This window comes from Nonomuraea candida (assembly GCF_000725485.1).
In the GTDB taxonomy this organism is placed as follows: Bacteria; Actinomycetota; Actinomycetes; order Streptosporangiales; family Streptosporangiaceae; genus Nonomuraea; species Nonomuraea candida.
In genome coordinates this window covers 129,190-153,353 of record NZ_JOAG01000020.1, presented here as the reverse complement: position 1 = coordinate 153,353, position 24,164 = coordinate 129,190, and the positions used below count along the sequence as shown (strand labels likewise).

Annotated in this window: 25 protein-coding genes and 1 pseudogene; 13 read left to right on the top strand and 13 right to left on the bottom strand. The window is 73.4% G+C overall.

Translation table 11 applies throughout. The features are described from left to right. The first annotated feature begins 11 nt into the window (after positions 1-11). The 4 genes and pseudogenes from IO39_RS21085 (at position 12) to IO39_RS57860 (ending at position 2,702) form a co-directional block, all read left to right on the top strand. Positions 12-782, top strand: a complete 771-nt coding sequence (locus IO39_RS21085; RefSeq protein WP_043625725.1) for an IclR family transcriptional regulator — start codon at positions 12-14, stop codon at positions 780-782. Between the two features lie 65 nt (positions 783-847). Further along, entirely contained in the window at positions 848-1,696 is an 849-nt protein-coding gene (locus IO39_RS21080) for a fumarylacetoacetate hydrolase family protein (RefSeq protein WP_043625723.1), read from the top strand. After that, positions 1,697-2,053: pseudogene (locus IO39_RS57865) on the top strand (alcohol dehydrogenase catalytic domain-containing protein); the annotation flags it as partial. It lies immediately after the preceding gene. Positions 2,054-2,273: 220 nt separating this feature from the next. Further along, on the top strand, positions 2,274-2,702 hold the full coding sequence (locus IO39_RS57860; RefSeq protein WP_245642105.1) for a zinc-binding dehydrogenase: 429 nt from the start codon (positions 2,274-2,276) through the stop codon (positions 2,700-2,702). An 83-nt stretch (positions 2,703-2,785) separates the two neighbouring features. Here IO39_RS57860 and IO39_RS21070 read toward each other — a convergent pair whose 3' ends face one another. Both IO39_RS21070 and IO39_RS21065 read right to left on the bottom strand, forming a co-directional pair. Continuing rightward, on the bottom strand, positions 2,786-5,071 hold the full coding sequence (locus tag IO39_RS21070; protein ID WP_043625720.1) for a polysaccharide lyase 8 family protein: 2,286 nt from the start codon (positions 5,069-5,071) through the stop codon (positions 2,786-2,788). Positions 5,072-5,389: 318 nt separating this feature from the next. Further along, a complete protein-coding gene (locus tag IO39_RS21065; RefSeq protein ID WP_211267086.1) occupies positions 5,390-7,186 on the bottom strand; it encodes an ABC transporter ATP-binding protein in 1,797 nt (598 codons plus the stop codon). Positions 7,187-7,319: 133 nt separating this feature from the next. Between IO39_RS21065 and IO39_RS21060 the strand changes: the two genes are divergently transcribed. Both IO39_RS21060 and IO39_RS21055 read left to right on the top strand, forming a co-directional pair. After that, positions 7,320-7,766 (top strand): MarR family winged helix-turn-helix transcriptional regulator, encoded by a 447-nt coding sequence (locus IO39_RS21060; protein WP_043625717.1) that lies wholly within the window; start codon positions 7,320-7,322, stop codon positions 7,764-7,766. A 10-nt stretch (positions 7,767-7,776) separates the two neighbouring features. Further along, positions 7,777-9,006 (top strand): epoxide hydrolase family protein, encoded by a 1,230-nt coding sequence (locus IO39_RS21055; RefSeq protein WP_043625714.1) that lies wholly within the window; start codon positions 7,777-7,779, stop codon positions 9,004-9,006. Here IO39_RS21055 and IO39_RS58965 read toward each other — a convergent pair. Continuing rightward, positions 8,990-9,118 carry a hypothetical protein gene (locus tag IO39_RS58965; protein WP_281200106.1) on the bottom strand — a complete coding sequence of 43 codons (129 nt, stop codon included), beginning with the start codon at positions 9,116-9,118 and terminating at the stop codon, positions 8,990-8,992. The genes IO39_RS21055 and IO39_RS58965 overlap by 17 nt on opposite strands. Positions 9,119-9,191: 73 nt before the next feature. On the opposite strand from IO39_RS58965, the gene IO39_RS21050 reads away from it, so the two are divergent. Beyond that, a complete protein-coding gene (locus IO39_RS21050) occupies positions 9,192-9,959 on the top strand; it encodes a PIG-L family deacetylase (protein WP_052423150.1) in 768 nt (255 codons plus the stop codon). A 22-nt stretch (positions 9,960-9,981) separates the two neighbouring features. Here IO39_RS21050 and IO39_RS21045 read toward each other — a convergent pair whose 3' ends face one another. From IO39_RS21045 to IO39_RS21035, 3 genes are all read right to left on the bottom strand, one after another. Further along, positions 9,982-10,509 (bottom strand): HAD domain-containing protein, encoded by a 528-nt coding sequence (locus tag IO39_RS21045; protein ID WP_043626171.1) that lies wholly within the window; start codon positions 10,507-10,509, stop codon positions 9,982-9,984. Between the two features lie 136 nt (positions 10,510-10,645). Next, complete coding sequence (locus IO39_RS21040; RefSeq protein WP_043625711.1) at positions 10,646-10,978, bottom strand: YnfA family protein; 333 nt, start codon at positions 10,976-10,978, stop codon at positions 10,646-10,648. Positions 10,979-11,040: 62 nt separating this feature from the next. After that, positions 11,041-11,274 (bottom strand): DUF3040 domain-containing protein, encoded by a 234-nt coding sequence (locus IO39_RS21035; RefSeq protein WP_043625708.1) that lies wholly within the window; start codon positions 11,272-11,274, stop codon positions 11,041-11,043. A 359-nt stretch (positions 11,275-11,633) separates the two neighbouring features. Here IO39_RS21035 and IO39_RS21030 point away from each other — a divergent pair, with 359 nt between their 5' ends. Beyond that, complete coding sequence (locus IO39_RS21030) at positions 11,634-12,557, top strand: AEC family transporter (RefSeq protein ID WP_043625706.1); 924 nt, start codon at positions 11,634-11,636, stop codon at positions 12,555-12,557. A 12-nt stretch (positions 12,558-12,569) separates the two neighbouring features. On the opposite strand, the gene IO39_RS52800 is transcribed toward IO39_RS21030, so the two are convergent. Together IO39_RS52800 and IO39_RS21025 are read right to left on the bottom strand one after the other, a co-directional pair. Beyond that, positions 12,570-12,773: a hypothetical protein gene (locus IO39_RS52800; protein WP_084773199.1), complete on the bottom strand. Its 204-nt coding sequence runs from the start codon at positions 12,771-12,773 to the stop codon at positions 12,570-12,572. 126 nt (positions 12,774-12,899) lie between these two features. Then, entirely contained in the window at positions 12,900-13,307 is a 408-nt protein-coding gene (locus IO39_RS21025) for a RidA family protein (RefSeq protein ID WP_043626169.1), read from the bottom strand. 212 nt (positions 13,308-13,519) lie between these two features. Here IO39_RS21025 and IO39_RS21020 point away from each other — a divergent pair, with 212 nt between their 5' ends. Continuing rightward, a complete protein-coding gene (locus IO39_RS21020) occupies positions 13,520-14,398 on the top strand; it encodes an LLM class flavin-dependent oxidoreductase (RefSeq protein WP_043625703.1) in 879 nt (292 codons plus the stop codon). Between the two features lie 65 nt (positions 14,399-14,463). On the opposite strand, the gene IO39_RS21015 is transcribed toward IO39_RS21020, so the two are convergent. The 3 genes from IO39_RS21015 to IO39_RS21005 all read right to left on the bottom strand — a co-directional run bounded on the left by IO39_RS21015 (position 14,464) and on the right by IO39_RS21005 (position 17,540). Beyond that, positions 14,464-15,354 carry an alpha/beta fold hydrolase gene (locus tag IO39_RS21015; RefSeq protein WP_245642104.1) on the bottom strand — a complete coding sequence of 297 codons (891 nt, stop codon included), beginning with the start codon at positions 15,352-15,354 and terminating at the stop codon, positions 14,464-14,466. A gap of 399 nt (positions 15,355-15,753) precedes the next feature. Further along, positions 15,754-16,587, bottom strand: a complete 834-nt coding sequence (locus tag IO39_RS21010) for a class I SAM-dependent methyltransferase (protein WP_245642103.1) — start codon at positions 16,585-16,587, stop codon at positions 15,754-15,756. 86 nt (positions 16,588-16,673) lie between these two features. Next, the gene (locus IO39_RS21005) at positions 16,674-17,540 is read right to left on the bottom strand and encodes an oxidoreductase (protein ID WP_211267085.1); all 867 of its coding nucleotides are present in this window, start codon (positions 17,538-17,540) and stop codon (positions 16,674-16,676) included. A 442-nt stretch (positions 17,541-17,982) separates the two neighbouring features. Here IO39_RS21005 and IO39_RS21000 point away from each other — a divergent pair, with 442 nt between their 5' ends. Beyond that, positions 17,983-18,564: a TetR/AcrR family transcriptional regulator gene (locus tag IO39_RS21000; RefSeq protein ID WP_043625697.1), complete on the top strand. Its 582-nt coding sequence runs from the start codon at positions 17,983-17,985 to the stop codon at positions 18,562-18,564. Positions 18,565-18,612: 48 nt separating this feature from the next. Here IO39_RS21000 and IO39_RS20995 read toward each other — a convergent pair whose 3' ends face one another. Together IO39_RS20995 and IO39_RS20990 are read right to left on the bottom strand one after the other, a co-directional pair. Next, entirely contained in the window at positions 18,613-18,981 is a 369-nt protein-coding gene (locus IO39_RS20995; protein ID WP_052423202.1) for a bleomycin resistance protein, read from the bottom strand. A gap of 52 nt (positions 18,982-19,033) precedes the next feature. Further along, complete coding sequence (locus tag IO39_RS20990; protein WP_157548693.1) at positions 19,034-21,646, bottom strand: DUF7825 domain-containing protein; 2,613 nt, start codon at positions 21,644-21,646, stop codon at positions 19,034-19,036. A 244-nt stretch (positions 21,647-21,890) separates the two neighbouring features. Here IO39_RS20990 and IO39_RS58960 point away from each other — a divergent pair, with 244 nt between their 5' ends. The 3 genes from IO39_RS58960 to IO39_RS20975 all read left to right on the top strand — a co-directional run bounded on the left by IO39_RS58960 (position 21,891) and on the right by IO39_RS20975 (position 24,155). Then, positions 21,891-22,025 (top strand): Cif family virulence factor, encoded by a 135-nt coding sequence (locus IO39_RS58960; protein ID WP_281200105.1) that lies wholly within the window; start codon positions 21,891-21,893, stop codon positions 22,023-22,025. Positions 22,026-22,158: 133 nt separating this feature from the next. Then, positions 22,159-22,812 carry a chemotaxis protein CheB gene (locus IO39_RS20980; protein ID WP_052423148.1) on the top strand — a complete coding sequence of 218 codons (654 nt, stop codon included), beginning with the start codon at positions 22,159-22,161 and terminating at the stop codon, positions 22,810-22,812. A gap of 290 nt (positions 22,813-23,102) precedes the next feature. After that, positions 23,103-24,155 carry an aldo/keto reductase gene (locus IO39_RS20975; RefSeq protein ID WP_043626157.1) on the top strand — a complete coding sequence of 351 codons (1,053 nt, stop codon included), beginning with the start codon at positions 23,103-23,105 and terminating at the stop codon, positions 24,153-24,155. Positions 24,156-24,164 lie beyond the last annotated feature (9 nt).

Below are 24,164 nucleotides of genomic sequence, written 5' to 3'. Positions count from 1 at the left end.
ACGTTCGGAACATGTCCGAGCTGACCGAGGAGCCGAGGCTCGTCGGGTCCGACCGCGTGCTGGCGGTGCTGGCCGAGCTGGCCCGCCACCCCGACGGGATCGGGCTGGAGGAGATGGCGCGCGCGGTGGCCAGCCCGAAGCCGACCGTGCACCGGGCGCTGGCCGCGCTGCGCCGCGCCGGCTTCGCCACGCAGCACGGCCATGGCCGCTACGTGCTGGGCGACGAGTTCCTGCGGATGGCCTTCGCCCACCACGAGGCCCGGCCGGACCACGTCCGGGTCGCCCCGGTGCTGAAGGCGCTGTGCGACCGGTACGGCGAGACCGTGCACTACGCCGTGCTGGACGGCCCCTCGGTCGTCTACCGCTCCAAGCTCGACCCGGCCGCCGGCGCGGTGCGGCTCACCTCGGTCGTCGGGGGCCGCAACCCGGCCCACTGCACCGCGGTCGGCAAGCTCCTGCTGGCCCACACCCTGCCCGACGAGGCGGCGGTGCGCGCGTGGGTGGGCGGCCGGGAGCTGGAACGTCCCACCGAACGCTCCATCACGACCGCCGAGGGCCTGCACGCAGAGCTGGCGCGCATCCGCGAGCGGGGCTACGCCCTCGACGACCAGGAGAACGAGCCGGGCGTCAACTGCCTGGCGGTCCCGGCCTACCTCAACTCGCCCACCACGCCCAGCGGCGCGATCAGCGTCAGCGGCCTGGCCTACCGCACCCCGCTGCGGGCGCTCATCGACGACGTGTCCGCCATCCACGCCATCGTCGCCGGGGAGGACCCTCCCTGACGCATGCCGTGGCCCGCCCTCCCCCGCCCTGACCGACCCCCTTGCGACCTTCCGGAGAGACACCCGTGCACCTCATGCGCATCGGCGCGCCCGGCGCCGAGAAGCCCGTCGTCCGCGTCGACGACAACCACTACATCGACGTCTCCGACGTCACCCCCGACTTCGACGAGCGGTTCTTCGCCGCCGGCGGCGTCTCGCTGCTCGCCGGGAAGGTCGCCACCGGCCGGCCCCGCGAGTTCGCCGGTGAGCGGATCGGCGCGCCGATCGCCCGGCCGCACCAGATCCTGTGCATCGGCCTGAACTACAGCGACCACGCCGCCGAGACCGGCCAGGCCGTGCCGGACGAGCCGATCCTGTTCACCAAGTCGCCCAACACGCTCGTCGGCCCGTACGACGACGTGCGCATCCCGCGCGGCGCCACCAAGACCGACTGGGAGGTGGAGCTGGGCATCGTCATCGGCCGCCGCACCTCCTACCTCGACTCGGTCGAGGAGGCCCGGGACGCGATCGCCGGCTACTGCGTGGTCAACGACGTCAGCGAGCGCGCCTTCCAGATGGAGCGCGGCGGCCAGTGGAGCAAGGGCAAGTCGGCCGAGACGTTCAACCCGGCCGGGCCCTGGCTGGTCACCCCCGACGAGATCGCCGACGTCAAGGACCTCGGCATGTGGCTGAACGTCAACGGCGTGCGCCGCCAGACCGGCACCACCAAGACGATGATCTTCGACCCGTACGTCATCGTGCGCCACCTGAGCCAGTTCATGGTCCTGGAGCCCGGCGACCTGATCAACACCGGCACCCCGCCCGGCGTCGGCATGGGCCACGACCCGCAGCTCTGGCTCCAGCCGGGCGACGTCGTGGAGCTGGGCATCGACGGCCTGGGCAGCCAGCGCCAGACCGTCGTCGGGCCCCGGTAGATGCGCGCCCTGGTCCTGACCGGCCCGGGCGCGGCCGAAGTCCAGGAGGTCGAGCCGCCCGCCGCCGGGCCCGGCGAGGTCGTGGTGGACGTCGAGCGGGTCGGCGTGTGCGGCACCGACGTGGAGCTGTTCACCGGCGAGATGAGCTACCTGCGCACCGGCCGCTCCCGGTACCCGCTGCGGCCCGGCCACGAGTGGTGCGGCCGCGTCACCGCGCTCGGCTCCGGCGTGCCGGGGGAATGGCTGGGGCGGCGCGTCACGGGCGACACCATGCTCGGCTGCGGCCGCTGCGACCGCTGCCGGGCCGGCCGCCACCACGTGTGCGCCGACCTGGCCGAGATCGGCATCAGCCGGGGCCGCCCCGGCGCGCTCGCCGAACGGCTCGCCGTGCCGGTGGCCGCCCTGCACGCGCTGCCCGGCGGCGTGGACCCCGCGCTCGGCGCGCTGGTGGAGCCCGGGGGCAACGCGCTGCGGGCCGTGCGGGCCGGCGGCGGGCGGACGGCTGCTGGTTCTGGGCACCGGCACGATCGGCCTGCTGGCGGCGCTGTTCGCCCGGGCCGCCGGCGCCGAGGTGCACGTGCTGGGCCGGGACGACGACGGGCTGCGCCTGGCCGGGCAACTTGGCCTCACCGACGCCTGGACCAGGGAGTCGCTGCCGTCCCTGCCGTGGGACGCCGTCATCGACGCCTCCAACGCGCCCGGGCTGCCCGCTCTCGCCCTCGACCTCGTCGAGCCCGGCGGGCGCGTGGTCTACATCGGGCTGGCCGGCACCCCGTCCACGATCGACACCCGCGAGCTGGTGCTCAAGGACGTCACGGCGGTCGGCGTGCTGGGCGGCTCGGCCGGCCTGGCGGGGGCCATCGCCGCGTACGCCGACGGCTCGGTGGACGCCCGGCCGCTGGTGGCGGCCACGATCGGGCTCGCCGAGACGGCCGGCGTGCTGGCCGGACGCCGCCCGGCGGGCGCGGGACCGGGCCCGAAGATCCACATCGACCCGTCCGTGTGATCCCGGGCCGGGCTCTGACGCCGCGCCGGGTGGGGTCGGCGTGGTGCCACGTCTCGTAGTCGCCCGCCGGTCCCGGCGAGGGATCAGACGCGTACGACCGCGGCGCGGGTGTGGCCGCGGCTCCCGCCGACCTCCACCTTGATCGCCTTCTTGGCCCTGCGCACGCCCCGGTCGCGTTCCCTGACCGACTTCACCGCCCAGGGCAGCCTGATCTTCACCTCGTCGGCGCTCCTGGACGGGTCGGAGACCGCGAGCCGCACCTGCCGGCCGTCGCGCCGCGCGAGCAGCGCGCACGGCCCGTCGGCGGTGAGCGGCCCGTGCGGGGTCTTGACCGTGCCCGCGCGCCAGAAGACGGCGGCGAGCAGGTCGCCGCGGGCGACGGCCTGGGCCGTGCCGGAGTTGGCGAGGATCTCGATCCCCTGGCCGTAGGCGGCGGTCTGCGCGGCGGAGGCGCCAGGCAGCACGGCGTAGGCGTAGCAGGCCTTGCGCGGGTCGACGCCGTGGTCGATCAGGATCGTTGTGTAGTGCCGGGTGACGGGGGTCTTGTCGCCTCCGGTGGTGGCGCCCTGGTCGATGTCGTGCCAGCGGCCGGTGCGCCGCTCGCGGATCACCTTCGCCTCGGCGCCGTCGAGCAGCGCGTACCCGGCGACCCCGCTCAGGTGGACCCACCCGTCACCCTGGCACAGCGGCGGGTGCGTGTCGTGGGTGTTGCGGTTCTCCACGATGGTCTCGATGCGGCGGCCGTCGGAGGCGGTGATGCCGGCGCCGAGGGCGATCACGGCGTCGTCGAGGAGGAACCACGCCTTCTTGGCCCGCAGCGAGGAGCCGCCGGCGACCAGCTTCATGGCCGCCGCGCCGTACTCGCCGTCGAGCGCGACCCCGCCGGCCCACGGGGTGGGCGGCATGCGGCGCCCGCCGCGCAGGTCGGCGCGCCTGCGGGTGTCCACCGTGGTGCCCGGCAGCCGGTACGGGTCGATCGTCGGCCACAGCTCGTCGTTCCAGTGGGTGAGGTCGTCGGTGTAGAGGTAGGTCATGCCGTCGCCGGTGTACCAGCCGTGCAGGTTCTCCCGGTTCATGGCCTCGGCCGCGCCGATCCGCTCAGAGCTCATCGCGATCGCGAAGGCCCAGGAGGGGCGGCGGTGCACGACCCGGTCCATGTCGGCGAAGACGTACGTGCCCGTGGTGCGCGGCCCGACCGGCACCGACGGGTCCGCCAGCAGGGCCCTGGCCTTGGCGATGCTCGCCAGCGGGGCGAGCGTCTCGTAGGGGACGGCCTGGTTGCGGGTGAGCCAGCCCTTCACCAGCGGCCGCCAGCGCCGGGCGTGCCGCTCGGGCGCGGCCTCGAGCAGGGTGAGGACGGCCTCGACGGTCTTCTGCCCGGCGTGGTGGTCGCGGTGGCCCTGCCGGGAGATGGCCCGGCCGCGCACGCAGTCCATCATCAGCCCGTCGAAGACGAACGGCACGAAGGAGCGATCCACGATGTCGTAGATCCGGCCGATGTCGCGGATCTCCCACGGCGACCCGGCGAGCATGGCGATCAGCTTGGCCACGCTCTCCAGGTAGTCCACGCCGTAGCTGCCGGTGTAGGGGAACACGTCGTGCTGGATGAACGACCCGTCGCGGTAGAAGCCGTCGCCGGGGCCGGAGGTGCGCCGCAGCAGGTCGGCGACCGCGTCCTTGGCCCGCCTGACCAGGCGCGCGTCGTGGGTGAGCAGCCCGCGCATGGCCACCGCCATGGCCTTGCCGGCCCGGTTGGCGCCGGTCTCGACCACGCCGGGGTGGCTGACGCGGCGCTCGGGGTCGGGGCACCAGCGGCGCAGCGGGCGCAGCCAGCGCCTGAGCCGGTCCCCGGGCAGGCCGTCGTAGAGCAGCGCGCAGGTGTCGGTCAGCGCGCGGGGCACGCCGATCTCCCACCAGAACCAGTTGCTGCCCCGCCGGTCGAGGTCCTCGTGGTAGGCGTGCTCGTACAGGAAGTCCAGCGCCCTGACCGCGGTCTCGGCGACCCGGTCGTCGCGGTGCATGGCGGTGCCGGGCGTGGCCCAGCCCAGCGCCAGCGTGCGCATGCGGTTGTAGGCGCGGTTGAAGTTGCCGGTGGTGGGGTCGTCCAGCGGCAGGTCGGGCCAGAGGCCGGGGCGGGCGGGGTCGGGGCTGAGCTTGCGCAGCACCGCGTGGGCCGAGCCCTCGATCGCCCGCGTCTTGTCGGCGTGGGCGGCGTCGTACGACGTGCCGGCCAGCAGGCTCACCCACCGTTCACGCGCCGCGTCGAAGGCGGCCTTGCCGACCGCCTCGGCCGGTCTTTCCCAGAGCGTGAGTCCGGCCACGGCCGCGGAGCCCAGCAGGGCGGTCCGCCGGCTGAGGGGGTGGGTCATGAACGCCTTTCCCGACAATCCTGCACCTATCAAACGAAACGATCATATGGCTACCCACAGATCCCCGCCTTCGTCCATCAATCAGGACTCCTGCCCCAAATGGCGCGGACCGCGGCCTCCCGGCGGCGTCACGAGCTGGTTTCGGAGGTTGACCCGGCCCGATCGCCCGCTTGCCGCCCTGCGCACCTCAGGTATCCGTACTGACCTCGGGCGGACGGCGTAACCCCACCCCTGTCATAGGAGGGCCCGCCCCCCGGGGGGGGGGGGCGGCCGCCCCCCCGCGCCGGCTCGCGCTGATCGGCCGGGGCGGGGGCGTCGTCAGGCGAGGCCGGCCTGCGTGAGGTGGAGCCGGGCGTAGCGGCCGTCGGCGGCCAGGAGCTCGTCGTGCGTGCCCTGCTCGACGACCCGGCCGCGGTCGAACACGACGATCCTGTCGGCCTGGCGCACCGTGGACAGCCGGTGGGCGACGACGAGCGTCGTACGCCCCCGCATGAGGCGGGCCAGCGCCTCCCTGACCAGCTCCTCCGACTCCGAATCGAGCGCGGAGGTGGCCTCGTCCAGCAGCAGGATGCGCGGGTCGCGGACGAGCGCGCGGGCGATGGCCAGGCGTTGCCGCTGCCCGCCGGACAGGCGCGCGCCCCGCTCCCCCACCACCGTGTCCCAGCCCTGCGGCTGCTCCTGCACGAACGCCCACGCGTTCGCGTCGCGCAACGCCTGCGCGATGCGCTCGTCGGGGACCTCCGGCAGGCCGTAGGCGATGTTCTCGCGGATGGTGCCCTCGAACAGCACCGACTCCTGCGGCACCACGGAGACGAAGCGGCGCGCGGTGCGCAGGTCCAGCTCCTGGATGTCGGCGCCGTCGAGCAGGATGCGCCCGCCGGTCGGGCGCAGGAAGCCGAGGACCAGGTTGAGCAGGGTCGACTTGCCCGAGCCGGACGAGCCGACGAACGCGACGGTCGTGCCCGGCGGGATGTCGAGGTCGATGCCGTGCAGGGCGGGCTCGTCCGCGCCCGGGTAGCGGTAGGACACGTTCTCCAGCCGGATGCCGCCGTCCACGGCGCCGACGACCCGCTTGCCCTCGTTCTGCTCCAGGTCGGGCTCCTCGATCACCTCGGCGACCGAGCGGACCGACTCCAGGCCGCGCGCGCCGACCGGGATGAGCATGAGCAACTGGGTGAGCCCGCCGGTGAGCAGCGCGAAGTAGCTCGACAGCAGCACCACCTCGCCCGGGGTGATCGGCAGCAGCCCGGTCAGGGAGAACATCGCGGCCAGCACCAGGCAGCAGACCCCCAGCAGTTGCATCGTCACCCAGGACAGGGAGGCGACGTGGCCGTTGAGCATGTCCAGGTGCAGGCCGGCCCGGCGCACGCCGTCGGCGCCGTAGGCGACCCGCGTGACCGCGGTCTCCTCCAGGCCGTGCGCGCGGGTGACGGGGATCAGCGAGGCCATCTCGCCGACCCGGGCGGCGAAGCCCTCCATCTCGCGCCGCAGGGCCTCGTTGCGGCGGCGCGACCGCCGGCCGAGCGCGGTGCGCAGCACGAGCGCGATCGGGACGGTGAGCGCGTACACGGGCAGGAACTGCGGCACGGCGATCGCGGTCATCGAGACCGCGCCGATCAGCACCATCGTGGACGACAGCAGCGGATGGGTCACCTGCTGGAGCATGAGCTCCACGTTCTCGACGTCGCGCACGACCTTGTTCTGCACGATCGAGGAGCTCATGCGGGTGTGGTAGCCGATCGACAGGCTCTGCAGCCGCGCGGCCAGCGCGTTGCGCAGGTCCGCGCCGATGTCGCGGACGACCGTCATGAAGTTGCGCGTGTAGAGGAGGTGGTTGGGATAGTTCTGCAACAGCAGGACGCCCGCCAGCGCGAACCACCACAGGACGGCGGTCGGCGACCCGCGCTCGGCGACGACGTCGATGATCGCCGCCGTGATGACGGGCAGGAACCAGAGCGGGATCTCCTTCAGCGCGAAGGCCAGCAGAGCCAGTGACATCCGGCCGGGCCGGCGGGCCAGCAGCCGGAGCACCGAGCGGGCCGGGTGGGCGCCGTCGATCAGAACAGAGACGTAGGACGGGGACTTCACCAGCGACGTGTCCTTTCTCGCCGTCACGTTCGGTCATGGGGTTGGACGTTCCGGCGGGATCATGCAACCACACCCCCTTCCGCCGCCCCGCGCGTGGGGCGGCCCCACGCGCGGGACGGCCCCGCGAACGATTTACATCGAAGTTTGATATAACTCTCGCGTGGCGTCTCACCCTGACGACCTCGATCTCGCCGGGCTCACCAGCGCGATCGAGGGCTTCAACGCGTACTTCATCCGGCTGCCGTCCGTCCGGCGGCTCAGCTTCTCGACGCTGTCGGTGCTGCACACCCTGCACCACCACGGCCCGATGCGGCTGACCGCCCTGACCGCGACGGAGCAGCTCAAGCAGCCCGCGCTGACCAGCCTGGTCGCCAAGCTGGAGCGGGAAGGGCTGGTCACGCGCCGCCCCGACCCGCGCGACGGGCGGGCCGTGCTGCTGTCGCTCACGCCGGAGGGCGAGCACATCGTGCGCTCCCGGCACGCCGACCGGACGGCGCGGCTGGCGCGGCTGGTCGAGCACCTCAGCGAGGAGGAGCGGGCGCAGCTCGCCGGATACACGCGGCTGCTGAACCGTCTGACCGAGATCGCCGCACATGTCGAAGGCTAGGAGGACGATCATGCCGACCCGCCCGTTCCCGCTCCAACCGGTGCCGCTGCACGTGCCCGACGAGGTGCTGGACGACCTGCGCCGCAGGCTGCGCGCCACGCGGTGGCCGCTGGACGTGGGCAACGACGACGGCCGCTACGGGGTGCGCCGCGCCTACCTGGAGGAGCTGGTCGCGTACTGGGCCGACGGGTTCGACTGGCGCGCCGCCGAGCGGGCGATCAACGCCTACGAGCACTACCGCGTGGACGTCGGCGGCGTGCCCGTGCACTTCATGCGCCGGCCGGGCGCCGGCCCCGACCCGGTGCCGCTGATCCTCAGCCACGGCTGGCCGTGGACGTTCTGGCACTGGTCCAAGGTGATCGACCCGCTCGCCGACCCGGCCGCGCACGGAGGCGACCCGGCCGAGTCGTTCGACGTGATCGTGCCCTCGCTGCCGGGCTTCGGGTTCTCCACGCCGCTGGCGCACCACCCGGACATGAACTTCTGGAAGATCGCCGACGTCTGGCACGAGCTGATGACCGGCGTGCTCGGCCACGACCGGTACGCCGCCGCGGGCTGCGACGTCGGCGCGCTGATCACGGGGCAGCTCGGCCACAAGTACGCCGACGAGCTGTACGCCCTGCACATCGGCTCGGCGCAGAAGCTGACCATGTTCAACGGCGACCGGGCGTGGGACTTCAGCGGCGGCGCGCCCATCCCGCCCGATCTGCCCGCCGACGTGCACGCCCGGTTCGTCGAGCTGGACCGGCGCTTCGCCGTGCACCTGGCCGCGCACATGCTGGCCCCGTCCACGCTCGGCTTCGGCCTGGCCGACTCGCCCGCCGGCATGCTGGCCTGGATCCTGGAGCGCTGGATGAAGTGGTCCGACAACGGCGGGGACATCGAGAGCGTCTTCACCAAGGACGACCTGCTCACCCACGCCACGATCTACTGGGCGGGCGGCGGCATCGACACCTCGATCCGCACCTACGCCAACAACAACCGCTACCCGTGGACGCCCTCGCACGACCGGTGGCCGGTGGTGGAGGCGCCCACGGGCATCACGTTCGTCGGCTACGAGAACCCGCCGGGCGTGACGACGGGCGAGCAGCGGGTGCGCGGCTTCCTGGAAGGTGACCGGGCCGCCTGGTACAACCACGTCAACATCACCGTCCACGACCGGGGCGGGCACTTCATCCCGTGGGAGATCCCCGGCGAATGGGTCGACGACCTGCGCCGCACCTTCAAGGGCCGCCGCTGAGCGGCCGCGAGCCGCTCACCGTCCGGGCGCGGGCGGGCCGGGCGCGGGCGGGCCGGGCGCGGGCGGGCCGGGCGCGGGCGGGCGTGGCGGTCGGCGGCAGGAGGTCGGGCATGCGGCTCCCTGTTCTCGCGACGAAAGGTGACGAACGGCCCGTCCACCTTAGGACGGCGCATTACGATCATCGAATGGATTTCCGCCTGCTGTGCGTGCACGCCCATCCGGACGACGAGGCGATCTGGACGGGCGGCACCCTGGCCAAGTACGCCGACCAGGGCGCCACGACCGCCGTGGTGACGTGCACCTGGGCGGCGGGCACGCGGCGTGCCGCCGAGCTGGAGCGTTCCCTGGACATCCTCGGCGCGGGCGCGCCCCGGCTGCTCGGTTACGCCGACGCGCGCAACGCCGCCTCCGCCCCCGGCGCGCCGCGTTTCGTGGACGCGCCGCTGGAGGAGACGGTGGGGCGGCTGGTCGCCCAGCTCAGACAGTTCCGGCCGGACGTCGTGCTCACCTACGACGCGTACGGCGGTTACGGCCACCCCGACCACGTCCACGCCCACCGGGTCACGCTGGCCGCGGTGGAGGCGTCCGGGTACGACCAGCTCTACCCCGAGGCGGGCGAGCCGTGGTGGCCGCGCGCCGTCTACCTGGCCACGTTCCCGCGCGAGCTGGTCGAGCAGCACTATGAGAGCCTCTTCGGCGCCCCTCCCGGGCCCGGGCAGGCGCTGATGGGCGTGCCCGCCGGCCGGATCGCCGTGCACCTGGACGTGGCGGCCTGGAAGGAGCGCAAGTGGGCGGCGATGCACGCGCACGAGTCGGAGGTCGGGCGCGGCGCCTCGATGACCCTGCTGACCTCACTCCCGGAGCCGGCCCGCACCCAGCTGCTGAGCAACGAGTGGTACCGCCGCCTGCCCTTCACCGAGGAGCGGCCGCTGTCCACGACCCTGGAGCCCTGACCTCATCGCGCGCCGCCGGGGGTCACGTGGCGGGAGAGGGCTCGGCGGGGCGGCGGGGGGCGGCGAGCCAGTCGGCCGCCTGCCGGAGGTGGCGTTCGGTCAGGCCCTTGCGCGGGCCGATGTCGATGATGCGGAACCGGTCGACGTTCTCGTGGGTCTTCAGGTAGAGCCGGTCGGCGCGTCCCAGGCCGTCGTCGAACCAGACGAACGGCCGCCGGTTCACCCAGTCGGCGACGGGCGGCGTCTTCGGGTGGACGAGGAGGGCGCCGGCTCCCGAGCCGACCGGGATCACGGGCAGCTCGGGCAGGCCGATCAGCGGGCCGATCGCCCGGTTGGCGTCGTCCTGCCAGGTGGTGGCCCACACCAGCTCCGCGCCCGTCTCGCGGGCGAGACGCAGCAGCATCGGCCCGTGCTCGGGGTTGAGCAGCACCGGGTAGGTGACGCCGTCGCAGACGGCGTCGACGCTCAGCCAGGACGGCCCCTGCCGGTGCCAGGGGTTGAGGACGCCGTCCACGTCCAGCAGGATCAGCGGGCGGAGGTCGTCGTCCACGTCGTTCACCCAACGTCGTATCGGCGGGCGTGCCGCGTCACCGCCCGGAGGGGCCCGGCGGTGCCATCGGCACGAGCATACGGGTGAGCACCGGCAGCGCTCAGCTCTTCACCTCGGTACGGCCGGGCCGGCGGGGCTAGTTTCGCGGGGCGTACATGATGACCGCGACGCCGGCCAGGCAGATCAGCGCGCCGATCACGTCCCACCGGTCGGGGCGGAAGCCGTCCACCACCATGCCCCAGGCCAGCGAGCCGGCCACGAAGACGCCACCGTAGGCCGCCAGGATGCGGCCGAAGTCGGGGTCGGGCTGGAAGGTGGCGACGAAGCCGTACGCGCCCAGCGCCACCACTCCCGCCCCGATCCACAACACGCCGCGCTGCTCGCGCCAGCCCTGCCAGACCAGCCAGGCGCCGCCGATCTCGGCGACGGCGGCCAGGACGAACAGGGCGATGGAGCGCAGCACGGTCATGCGGATCACCCTAGCCACCGGCGCACCGCTCCCCCGCGGCGTCATGTGGCCGATCAGGCCGGTCATCCCCGGCAGGTGAGGATCACCAGGGTCAGGATCGCGCTGACCAGCAGCACCATCGCCAGGACGGCGGCCACCTCCCAGCGGCTGACGGGCGCGGCGAAGCGCTGCGGGCCCTCCTGCGCGGCCCTGGCGTTGAAGTCCTCGAGCCGGTCGGCCAGGCGGGCCCCGCTGTCGCGCAGCTCCATCTCGATCGCCGCCAGGATGAGCCGTTCCTGCGGGGACAGGCCCTCCATGCCCCTCACCTCGCCTCCGGCCGGCCCTCGCGCGAGGACTTCACCGGCGTCAGGGCGGACGTCGTCTGTGCGTCGGTACGCGGTTCGTCAATGGTCACCGGAGTTCCCCCATTTGCCCCGTGGTGCTGGCGACGCTGCCGCTTGACGGTGTTTTCGCAGGTCAGCACCGTACGACGGACTTACCCTCTTCGCCGGGGCCTATGCTCTGCGTCACACTCCATCACCATAGGTATTCGCCCGTTTTACGACTAAAGGGAAGAACGTCCACCGGGGTGGCGCGGAGTGACGGCGGGAACCGGCGGCTGCTGCCGCGAAGTCCTCAGATAACCTCCTGAACGTCCAGTTTGGGAGGGAATGGGTTGTCGGGGGTTGTCGCGGCGTTCGCCGCTCTGGTGTCCGTCGCCGTGCTCGGCTACGTCATCGGCGTCATCGGCCTGCTGCGGGCCAGCGACGAGCTGGTGCTGTCGCGGCTGGCGTTCTTCGTGGCGACCCCGGCGCTGATGTTCGCCACCGTGTCGCGGGCCGACCTCGGGGCGCTGCTCTCGCCGGTGCTGCTGACCGAGGTGGTCGCGGTGGCGGTCACGCAGCTCGTGTTCGTGCTGGTGGCGAAGCTGGCCTGGCGGCGCGACACGCGGCAGGTCACGATCGGCGCGCTGGCCTCGTCCTACGTCAACGCCGGCAACCTCGGCGTGCCCATCTCGCTCTACGTGCTCGGCGACGCCGCGCTCGTCGCCCCCATCCTGCTCTTCCAGCTCCTGGTGCTGACCCCGGCCTCGTTCCTCATCCTCGACAAGGGCTCCCGCTCGCCGCGGGCGGCGCTGCTGCTGCCGCTGCGCAACCCGCTCACGGTCGCCTCGCTGCTCGGCCTCGCGCTCGCGCTCAGCGGCTTCTCGCTGCCGGTCGCGGTCATGCGCCCGATCGACCTGCTCGGCGGTGCGGCCGTGCCCGTCGCGCTGCTGGCGTACGGGCTGAGCCTGTACGGCTCGCGCCGCACGGCCCCCAGCCCCGAGGAGGACGGCATGCGCAAGGACATCTTCCTGGCCGTGGCGCTCAAGGCGTTCGTCCAGCCCGCGCTCGCGTACGTGGTCGCCCGCTTCCCCCTGGGCCTGGACGGCACCCAGCTCCTGGCGGCCACCCTGTTCGCCGCGCTGCCGACCGCCCAGAACATCTACGTCTACGCCGTCACCTACGACACCGGCAGGCGCCTGGCCCGCGGCACGATCCTGCTGACCACGGGGCTGTCCATCCCGATCATGACCGCCATCGGGGCCACGCTGGGGTGACGGCGCGGCCCATCAGGCGACTTTCCGGAACACGACGACCGCGCGGTAGCGGCTGTGATGCTCCCCCTCCGGCTCGGCCTCGGCGCTGATGACGTCCAGCTCGGTGCTCGCCCCGAAGAACGCCAGGGCCTGCGCCACGGCCGCCTCCCTGATCTCGTCCGGGGTCGCCCCGGTCACGGCGACACGCAGAGTCAGCGGGAACCTTCGCACGCTCATGATGATCTTCTCTCGCAGAAGGGGTGATCAATTCGAGCGTAACACCGGGGGCCGGAGCACGACCTGAATGACGGATCCGGACGGCAGGGGCCCGAAGCTCGCGCCGGCGCGAATGCCGCCCGCCGTTCAGTCGATGACCGCGATGGCCTCCACCTCGACCAGGTGGTCGGGGACGTCCAGCGCCGCGACGCCGATCAGCGTGGCCGGCGGCACCGGCGTGCCGCCCAGCTTCGCCGCCGCCCTGGCGATCCCCTCCAGGAACAGCGGCATCTTGTCGGCGGTCCAGTCCACGACGTACGCCGTCAGCTTCGCCACGTCGTCGAAGGAGGCGCCCGCCCCGGCCAGGGCGGTGGCCACGTTCAGGTAGCACCGCTCGACCTGGGCCGCGAGGTCGCCCGCGCCGACCGTGGCGCCGCCGGCGTCCCACGCGACCTGCCCGGCGACGAAGACCAGCTTCGACCCGGACGCGATCGCCACCTGCCGGTACACGTCGACCTCGGGCAGCCCGCCGGGGTTCACCAGGGTGATGGCCATGTCGATCATCCCTTTCGTCACACTCTCTGATGGTTACTCGGGAACTGTAGGAGAGTGTGCGCCGGCAGGGAAGAACGCACTTTTCCGTGACCGGGGAACCCGATGGTGACCGAGCAGCTCAACGGCACGGTCGCGCGACTTGAGGTCAAGTCGGCTTGAGGTTCTAGCGTGGCCGTACCGAATGATCCGTACCTTTTGCGAGGAGCACCGCGATGCGCCTGTCCACCAGCCTGCCCACCGACCACAGGGGCGTGCCCGACGCCGCCAAGGCCCGCCACCTGGAGCAGCTCGGCTACGACGCCGCCGGCATGCCCGACGTGATCATCGGGAACGGCGCCCCGGGCGCGGACCCCGCCCTCGTCCTGGCCGCCGCCGCGGCCGTGACCGAGCGGATCGGGCTGGAGTTCGGCGTGCTCACCCTGCCGCTGCGGCCCGTGGCACAGGTGGCGGCGATGGTGCAGACGTTGCAGCACCTGTCGGACGGCCGGGTGGTGCTCGGCGTGGGGATCGGCGGCTTCCCCGGCTCGCCGTACTGGCAGGCGGTCGGCGCGCCCGTGACCGGCCGGGGCGGCCACGCCGACGCGGCCCTGCGGGTGCTGCCGGGCCTCATCGCCGGCGAGCCCACCCGCGTGGGCGAGACCGAGGTCACTCTCGCGCCCGCCGCCGCCGTGCCGCCGATCCTGGTGGGCGGGAACTCCGAGGCGGCCATGCGCCGCGCGATCCGGTACGGGGACGGCTGGGCCCCCTCCCTCATCAGCCCCGCCGGGCTGGCGGCCAAGGTGGCACGGCTGCGCGAGCTGGCCGACGAGCTGGGCCGGCCGGCGCCCTCGGTGTCGGTGGGCGGCCACGCCATCCTCTCCGGTGACCGTGCCGCCCTCGACGCCTTCCTGTCCGCCCTGACCGGGATGCACGGCATGAGCGAGGAGGAGGCGCGCGAGATCCCGGTGACCGGCGGGGTGGAGCAGGTGGCCGAACGGCTGGCGGCGTACGCCGAGGCCGGGGCGGACGCGGTCGGGCTGGGCCTGGACGGCGCCGGCTGGATGGAACAGGCCGAGACCCTCGCCCTGGCCCACGCCCGGCTGGCCGGTTAGCCGAAGCGGCCCGTCAGGCCGGTGCGCCGAAGCGGCCCGTCAGGCCGGTGCGCCGAAGCGGCCCGTCAGGCCGCGCCCGACGCGGCGTCGCGAAGTCGGGAGGCGCTCCGCCACGGGCCGCCGGAAGGGCCCTCCACCTCGCGCAGGAAGTCGCGTACGGCGCCGGCGAAGGCGTCCGGGTCGTCGTCGTGCGCCCAGTGACCGCACCCCGGCAGCTCGCGCAGCACCGTGCCGGGCCTGCCGGCGGCCATCCGCCTGGCCATGGCCGTGGGCAGGACGGAGCTGTCCAGGCCGTGCACCAGCAGGGCCGGGCAGCGGGAGCCGAGCCAGTCGTCCCACCAGTCGCCGACGAGCGCCCGCTGGGAGGCCACCATGTCGTCGTAGCCGAACAGCAGCCCCCAGCCGTCGGGATGCTCGACGGCGCTCTCCAGGAAGTAGCCCGCGTCGGGTATGCCCTGCGCCTCGATCGCCCGGCGCAGCCCGGCGAGGGTGGCGGCGCGGCGGGGCCAGCCGCGCACGTCGAGAACGGGGTGCTCGATGTCGGGCGGCCGGTTGAGCGCGCCGCCCTCCTCGACGATCAGGGCGCGCACCAGGTCGGGGTGGCGGGCGGCGAGCCGGAAGGCGACGACCCCGCCCATCGAGTGCCCCAGCACGACGACCGGCCCCAGGTTCAGCCCGCGCAGGAACGCCGCCGCGTCGGCCACGTACGCGTCGGGACTGAAGTCGCCGTCACCGCGATCGCTGTGCCCGTGGCCGCGCTGCTCCAGGGCGATCAGCCGGTGGCGGGGAGCCAGCGCGGCGGCGAGCGGCGCGAAGGCCCTGGCCCGCCCGAAATGCCCGTGCAACGCCAGCACCGTCGTGCCGCCGCCGGGATCGCCGGCCCCTTGCGTCCCGGAGTCGAGCCAGGCCAGGCGCAGCCCCCGTACCGTCGTGAACCTTTCCGTCATCATCGTCATTCTCATAAGCATAACGATCGTCATGGAAACGGCGCGCGACAGTCGCACAGGTCTTCGAGGAGGCCGAGCGCTGGAATCAGCGGGAGCGACCTGGGGCTTCTTCGCCCGCCAGTGATCCGTGACGGCCCGGAACTCCTGTAGCCCGGCAAGCCGCCAACCAGTTGATCAGTGCGTACGGCGGCGGGCGCCAGGACTTCGGTGACCTTCGCGATGGCCTCAGCGCCGAGTTCATCGCGGCCGGGAGGATGCTTTGCCGCCCAGCCTGCTTGGAGTCCTGGGTGAGGTCGGCGCGGTGGTCGGTGGCCCGCTGGGCGAGGGTGCGGCGGGGGTTGCCGAGGACGCGTCCGACGTCGGGCAGCACTTTCGCGGTGATCTCCTGTTCTGGGCCCCGCCTCCACGTCACAGGCGTCGGCCGACAGTGAGGACGGCCGACCAATGGCGGGTGAGTCGTCCATCCGGGCGTGCGGCGAGGTGGCGGCGTATCTCCCGGTAGAGGTGTTCACGCTTGGCCGGCTCCATGGCGATGTGGCCGGAGAACGTGTTGAGCAGGGCGATGTATTCGTCTGCTGTGTAGCGCAGCGCCCATACGTAGAGCTGCGTTGCGGCCACGGTGAAGTGCCCGGAGGCCTCGAACTCGGCGGCCATGGGGTCGGGTTGGTCCTCAGGTGGTGGCGGGGGCCACGGACCGTCATGGCCTTCGCCGATCTCTTCATAGACCTTCTGGATCTCGGTGAAGAACGGGTCGAAGCCTGCCGGCATCGCGTGGTCGGCGTTCCATACGGCCAAGTGACCATCCGGGGCGAGCAGAGCCGCCGCCTTCGCGTACTTGACCTCCGGGTCCATCCATTTCCACGCCGTGGCCGCGTAGAGGAGGTCGAAGCAGGCTTCAGCCGGTGGCTGCCAGCCTTCGAATGACGACGTGATCACGGAAACACCGGAGAACTCGGTGAGGCGCTGCCGTGCTTCCATGGCCAGGGCATCGCCGAGTTCGACCGCGGTGATCTGGAAGCCCATCCGTGCCAAGGGCAGCGTGGCCTTCCCCGGGCCGCATCCGACTTCCAGCAGGTGCGCGGAGGGCGTGACCCCGGTGATCGCCAGCAGGTCGGAATACAACTCGTCCGGGTAGTTGGGGCGCGCGTCCTGATAGGAGGCAGCCGCTTTGTCGAAGGTGGCTCGAAGCCGAAGGTCGGGGGACATGATCCAATCCTGGCGGTGGCGCAACGCCACTGTCACCTGGATATCCTGCTCCCGACCCTGGGGGCTCCGCCGAGTCGGGGATTGAACTGGTTCGTGGCCCGCGCGACCCGCTGAAGGGTGGTTCAGCCGTGGGCGAGCCGCTCGAATCGCACACCGGTCAGCTCGGCCGACACCTCCCAGAGCTGGGCCGCGACCTCCTGCGAGCGGGCCGTCGCCGAGGGCGTGAGCCGCTGGAGGCGGGGCCCGATGAACTCGCCTCCCCGCACCTCGGGGGAGGTCGCGGCGTACAGCGAGGAGACCGCGCCGCGCTCTGGCGGCTTGAGGAACAGGCCCGCCAGTGGCCGCAACGGCCCCAGCTCGATGATGCCGGTGGCGGTGGAGCCCGGGTGGGTGGCCACGCTGATCAGGCCGGCCCCGGCCCGTTCCGCGCGCCGCTGCAGCTCGAAGGTGAAGAGCAGGTTGGCCAGCTTCGAGCGGGCGTACGCGCTCATCCGCCCGTAACCCCGATCGAGCCCGAGGTCGTCGAAGTCGATCCGGCCCGCCGCCTGCGCGTCGCTGGAGACGTTCACGACCCGGGCGCCGGGGGCCGCCAGCAGCAGCGGCAGCAGCAGCCCGGTGAGCGCGAAGTGTCCCAGGTGGTTGGTGCCGAACTGCAGCTCGAAGCCGTCCTTGGTCTGCTGCTTGGGGACCATGGCGACGCCGGCGTTGTTGACCAGCAGGTCCACCTTCTCGACGCCGGCGGCGAACTCCCGTACGGAGGCCAGGTCGGCCAGGTCGAGCCGCCCGTACTCGACCCGCGCGCCCGGCACCGCCCGCAGGACGTCCTCCACCGCGGCCGCGCCCTTGCCCGGGTTCCTGGCCGCTACGATGACGTGCGCGCCGTGCCGGGCCAGCTCGAGCGCGGTGGGCCGGCCGATGCCGGTGTTGGCGCCGGTCACGACCGCCGTCCGGCCCGTGAGGTCCGGCATCGAGGCGGGGGTCCAGGCCATCATCACTCCCAGGTACCGTTTCGTACGCGACGGGAACCCACTGTCCCAGGTTTTCGTACGCGACGGTAACTCACCTGTCCAGGCGCCGCCGGGCGTGCCCGTGCCGTTCCTCCCCGCGCGCCACCTTGAGCCGCTGCCGACCACGGGGGAGCCTCCTACGCGCCACCAGGCACGCCACAAGATCAACGCCGCTGGTGGGGCCTGGTGGCAACTTTCTTACCGGCGCCCGGGAAGGCTGCAGCCGCACAAGCGTAACCAGCCCGAACGGGCGCCGTCACCGAACCGGCACGAAGATCAACTCCGTACCGCCAATTTTCTGCACTCAGCCTCCTCGAAGGCCCATAGGGTGGACTCCCGGTGCGCGGGGCAGGCGGCCGGTTCCCGCTCGGAGCGCGGGCGGCCCCGGCGGCCGGGCAGGACCTCCGCAGCGAAAGGACCCACCGTGGCCAGGCAGCGCGACCCGCAGCGCCGTACCGAACTGCTCGACGCGATCGTCGCCTACCTGGCCGAGCACGGCATCGCCCAGCTCTCCCTGCGTCCCCTGGCCAAGGCGCTCGGCCACAGCACGTACGTGCTCACCCACCACTTCGCCGGCAAGGACGAGCTGATCGACGCCGTCCTCGCCCACCTCGACCGGCGGCAGAAGGAGCGCCTGGCCGCCCTGCCCGGCCCCGCCGAGGCGGGCGGCGGCCTCGGCGACGTGGTGCGCGCCTCCTGGGCCTGGCACATGAACGAGGACCTGCCCATGGTCCGGCTGCTGCACGAGATCGAGGGCCTGTCCGCCGCGGGCCGCCTGACCGGTCCGTACGTGCCCAAGATGCTCGGCGACCGCGCCGGGTTCGTGGCCGGCGTGCTGCGTGCCCACGGCGTGCCCGAGGAGGCGGCGCTGCGCAAGGCGACCCTGCTCAACGCCGCGTACGCGGGCCTGCAGATCGACTATCTGACCACAGGTGACAGGGAACGGGTCGAGGCCGCGCTGGACGAGCTGGCCGACACCGCCGACTCCTGGACCACCGCCCCCTGACCCGCCCCGCTGACCCGCCCCTGGTCGCGAGCGCGGACGGGGCGTCCCTCAGGTGAGCGGGGAGCCGACGCGGTGCAGGGTGCCGTCGGGATCGACGTAGGCGAACTCGCGCAGGCCGTACTCGGTGTCGGAGGGCTGCCCGAGCCGGCCCGTGACGCCGGCCGCCGCCCATTCGGCGTGCAGGGCGTCGGCGTCCGATACGTACAGGTAGACCGCCGCGGCCGTGCGGGCCGGATCGTGCTCGTCCCACTCGGTCAGGTGCAGCGACACGCTGCCCCGCTCGACGAAGCCGTAACGCGCCTCGCCCTCATAGGCCCGCACGGCGAAGCCGAGGCGGCGGTACCGGGCGAGCGCGGCCTGCAGGTCGCGCACCGGCACCACGGGCGCCACGTCCTCGAACACCACGTCATCAGCCATCATCAGCTCCTTCGCTCTCGTCCTACCACGGCGGTGGCGTGCGCGGGGGCGATCACGGCCGTGCGCCGGTCGTGCCGACGAGGTGGGCCAGCCGCCGGGCCTCCTGCACGAGCCGGCTCGACCCCTTGCGCGCCGCGACCGCCGCCACCTCGGGCAGCTCCGCCCGTACGCCGGCGATCCTGGCCGCCCGCGCCCCGGCCGCCAGCAGGTCGGCCATCCCGGCGCGGGGGCGTTCGCCCTCCTTCGGCAGCAGGCCGGGCAGCACCCGCGAGATCACCTCCCACACCGCCTCGTGCGCTCCGGCCTGGGTGGCGTCGTCGAGGACCCCGACCACCCGGTTCAGCTTGAGGAACTCGGCCGCGACCAGGCCCGAGATCACCTTCCCCAGCTGCTGCGCCGGCAGCTCGCCGCGCGCCGCCAGGACGAGGAAGGCGTCGGTGGCGGCGCCGCGCTCCAGCGGGTCGGCGTGCCCCATGCCGCAGGCCAGGACGCAGGCCGTGGCGGGGCCGAGCGGGCCGTCGCCGTGGGCCAGGGCCGTCAGCGCCCGTGTCTGCCCGTCCTTGGACTCCATCGCGGACGGCAGGTAGCCGACCAGGTGCGCCGCGGCCAGCTCGCGATGGGCCGGCAGGGCGAGCGGCCACCAGGTCAGCAGGTACGCGTGCCCGGCGCTCAGCTCGAACAGCGCCCGGATCTCCTCCGGCAGAGCGGAGCCGGGCGTGGGGATGGAGCCGGGCGCAGGAGTGGAGCCGGGCGCAGGAGTGGAGCCGGGCGCAGGCGGGGTGAGTTCGGCGTCGAGGCTGTGCCATGCGTCGTACCCGTAGCCGCGGTGGCGCTTGAGTGACACGCTCACCGCGGGATCGCCCATCCCGCCGTCACGCATCCACGCGGCGCACCTGCGACCCCCCTGCGACGTCAGCCGGCCCGCGCGCTCGACGTCGGACGGGGAGAAGCGGCGGGGCAGCCGGAGCAGGGCCTGGGCCAGGTCGGCGGGCAGCGCCGCGACGCCCTGCGACTCCAGCAGTTCGAGCCGGTCGAGCAGCACGGACGGGTCGAGCGCGCCGGTGCCGCAGGTGGGCGTGGCCAGCAGCACCGGACAGCCGCCGCCCGTCTCGTAGCGGGCCACCAGCTCTATCGCCCGGAGCTGGTAGAGGCGCTCGATCGCGCCCGCGGACCAGCGGCTCGGCCGCTCGGGCGCCTCCTGGGCCAGCCGCCTGCTGTCCTCGGGCGAGGCGAAGGCGATGAAGGCGCGGTGGACGGCGGTCACGAGATCCCAGTCGTCGGGGTGGGCGAGGTGGCCGTAGGTCCACGGGTCGAGCGTGGGCCGCCAGGCCCGCAGCACCTGGCGCAGGCGTTCGGGCTCCCGGTGCGACCAGGTGGCCAGGCCCGCCAGGAGGAGCTCGTAGGCGTGGGCGTCGAGCGGCCGGCGGAAGGCCGCGAGCGCCTTGGGCAGCTCTTCCGGCGAGGCGATGGGCGGCGGCATCGCCGGGCGCTCCCCCGCCGACAGGACGGGCACGGGGGGCGGCTCGGCCGCGGCGATGTCGCCGCCGTAGGCCGCCGCCACCTTCTCCCGCAGCTCCTCGGGCAGCTCCGCGGCCGCCTCCCGGACCGCCGCGCGGCCGGCGGGCCCCGCCTGCGGCGCGAGCTTGACGGCCAGCCGGACCGCCCGCTCCTGCAGCGCCAGCGTGTCCTGGGTGAGGATCGGCGACAACGACTCCAGCACGACGTCGGTGCGGGCCGCGTCGCGCAGCACCGCGTCGCCCGCCCACGACACGGCCGCGCGCAGCAGCTTCTTCTCCGGCCGGAACGTCAGCGCCGCGAGCGCCTCGGCGAACAGCTCCTCCTCCAGCCGGCCCGCCTCCTCCAGGCGGCGCAGCTGGGCCAGCGCCACGTCGGCCACCGCCACCGGGCCGGCGGCCAGCAGCGCGGTGTAGTCCTTGGCGTGCCCGGCCGACTCGTCGATGTCGGGGCCGAGCCGGTCGTGCAGGCCCGCCAGCTCGACCGGCGCGCCGGGGCCGTCGCGCAGCAGCCGCCGCACCAGGGAGCCGATGACGGCCGCCCGGTCGATCAGCCCCTCGTCGACCAGCCGCACCACCTTCTCGACGACCTGCCAGAGAGGGGCCTCGGCCAGTCCGTCGATGTCGAAGATGCGGGGGGCGTACGCGGCGAACAGCGGGTCGGCCGGGTCGGGGTGGTAGGGCAGGCGCTGCAGCCAGCCGATCCTGAACGCGTCGTCGCCGGGCGGCTCGATGCCGTTCTCGCGCACCAGCCGGGCCGCGACGTCCCAGTATCTCAGCTCGGGCAGGCGGGTCCTGGCGGCGATGCGGCGGGCCACGTCGGCCTGCCACTCCACCGGCCGCAGGCGCAGCAGCCCGACGATCCGGCCGGCATCGACCGACCAGGCGCTGCGCCAGGCGAACTCGCGCCTGAACAGCCACGCCGTCACGGCGGCCGCACCACCCAGGCAGGCCACGCCGGCCAGCAGCGGCGGCCGCACCTGCCGGGACCAGTCTCCCCAGCCGGGCTTTCGCGCCTCCTGCGCGAGGTGGCCGGGCAGGCGCGCCGCGACCTCCTTGCGCCCCTCCGCGTCGAGTTCGGTGAGGAAGCGGATCACGCCGCTCTCGTCGCCCGTGCCGAACAGCTTGAGCAAGTCGTCCCATGCGCTCACTTCGCCACCTCCGGCAGGACGGTGCGCGCCCGCGTGCGGGAGGGACGGGGAGATCGGGCGCGCGCACGCGCCGCCGCTGCGTTGATCATGGCGGGGACAGTAACGGGCCGCCACGACAATTCCCGGCCATCCCGTCACCGGGCAGGATCGGCTCGCCGCCAACCGTCATCTGCAGAGCTTCGGCCTGCCCATCGAGGCCCGCCCGCGCCACGCGTACGTCGCGGGCGACATCGCGCTGCTCATCGTGGACTGGTCGATGCGCGGCACCGCCCGCGACGGCAGCCGGGTGGACCTGAGCGGGACCGCCACCGACGTCGTACGGCGTGGCACGGACGGCCGCTGGCGCTACGTCATCGACAACCCGCACGGAACCGCCTGACCAGCGGCGGGGCGCGCCGGCGGCCTCGTCACGCCTGGTGGTGAACGGCCGCCGCCGCGCGTCCGCGTGGCCTGTCCGGGGGCCGGCGCCTACGGTGGAGTGAGGACGACGTCTGCGAGCGGGAAGGGACGACATGGTCTCCGCAACGGACCCGCCTGAGGCCGCCGCGCCCGCTCCGGCGGCGTGCCCGGTCATCGCGCTCGTGTCCTCGGCGGGCGGGCTCGCCGCGACCGGCCTGGTCCTGGAGGCGATGCCGCCCGACCTGGCCGCCGCGGTCATCGTGCTGCAGCACATCTCGCCCGACTACAGGAGCGTGCTGCCGGACATCCTGGCCAAGCGGACCGGGCTGCGGGTGACGGCGGCGCACGACGGGCAGCCGCTCCTCGCCGGGCAGGTGGCGGTCGCGCCGCCGGGGCGGCACCTGCTGGTGACCGGGGAACGCCTGCTGGCGCTGATCCCCTCCGGCCCGTTCCCGCCCTCGCGCCCGTCGGCGGACCTGCTGCTGGTCACCCTGGCCGTGGCGGCGGGACGCGACGTGGTGGCGGTCATCCTGTCCGGCCGGGGCAACGACGGCGCGACGGGGGCCGCGGCCGTCCACCGCTTCGGCGGCACCGTCGTCGCCACCGACGCCGACACCAGCAACCACTTCGACATGCCGCACGCCGCCATCATGCGCGACTCGGTCGTCGACCACGTCGTGCCCCTGAGCCGCGTGGGCCCCCTCCTCCTCGACCTCGTACACCCACGCCCGTCCAGCCCCGGCCGCCTCCACCACGAAACCCCCTGACCGCCTCCCGCCCGGCCGGCGGGGTGGCCGCCGCACTGCTCGGTCTCGGCCTCGCCGAGGCGGCCCGGCCGGTGGCGGCTCCCGGCGAGGACCAGGGCCGCCTCCAGGAACGGGAAGGCGGCCACGGCCATGGCGGCGTGTCCTTGTGCCGGCGGCCACACCTCTCAGGACCGGGCAGCCCGGCCGGCCGTGACGGGCCCCGCTCCATCCCCATCTTTAATGGCATCTTTGTGCCGTTAGTATGCTATGTTCTTAACGGGAAACCCGAACCATTAAGGACTGGTGTGATCATGGAATATCGGCAGTTGGGCGCGTCCGGCCTGAAGGTCCCCGCACTGAGCTTCGGCGCCGGCACCTTCGGCGGCAGGGGCGAGCTGTTCGGCGCGTGGGGTGACACCGGCGTGGCGGAGGCCAGGCGGCTCGTGGACGTGGCACTGGAGGCCGGCGTCACGATGTTCGACACCGCCGACGTCTACTCCGACGGCGCCTCCGAAGAGGTGCTCGGCCAGGCCGTCAAGGGCCGGCGTGACCAGGTGCTCCTGTCGACCAAGGCCGGGCTGCCCGTGGACGACGGCCCCAACGGCGCCGGCACCTCACGACCCCGCCTGATCAAAGCGGTGGACGACGCGCTGCGCCGCCTGGGCACCGACTACATCGACCTGTTCCAGCTGCACGCCTTCGACGCCGCCACCCCGGTCGAGGAGGTGCTGTCCACCCTCGGCGACCTGGTCACGGCCGGCAAGCTCCGGTACGTCGGTGTCTCCAACTTCTCCGGCTGGCAGCTCATGAAGTCCCTCGCCGCCGCCGACCGGCACGGCCACCCGCGCTACGTCGCCCACCAGGTCTACTACTCACTCGTCGGCCGCGACTACGAGTGGGAGCTGATGCCCCTCGGACTCGACCAGGGCGTCGGCGCGCTGGTGTGGAGCCCCCTCGGCTGGGGCCGCCTGACCGGCCGCATCCGGCGCGGCGTCCCCCTCCCCGAGGGCAGCCGCCTGCACCGCACCGCCGCCTACGGCCCGCCCGTCGACGACGAACGCCTCTACACCGTGGTCGACGTCCTCGACGAACTCGCCGAGGAGACCGGCAGGAGCGTCCCCCAGATCGCGCTCAACTGGCTGCTGCGCCGGCCCACCGTGGCCTCGGTCATCGTCGGGGCGCGCGACGAGCGGCAACTGCGCGAGAACCTGGGCGCCGTCGGCTGGTCCCTCACCGCCGGCCAGGTGGCCAGACTCGACGCCGCCAGCACCGTGACGGCCGCCTACCCCTACTACCCGTACCGGAGCCAGGAGGGCTTCGCCCGCGTCAACCCGCCCATCGAGCGCCTCGTCCACCAGAGCTGACCCGCCACG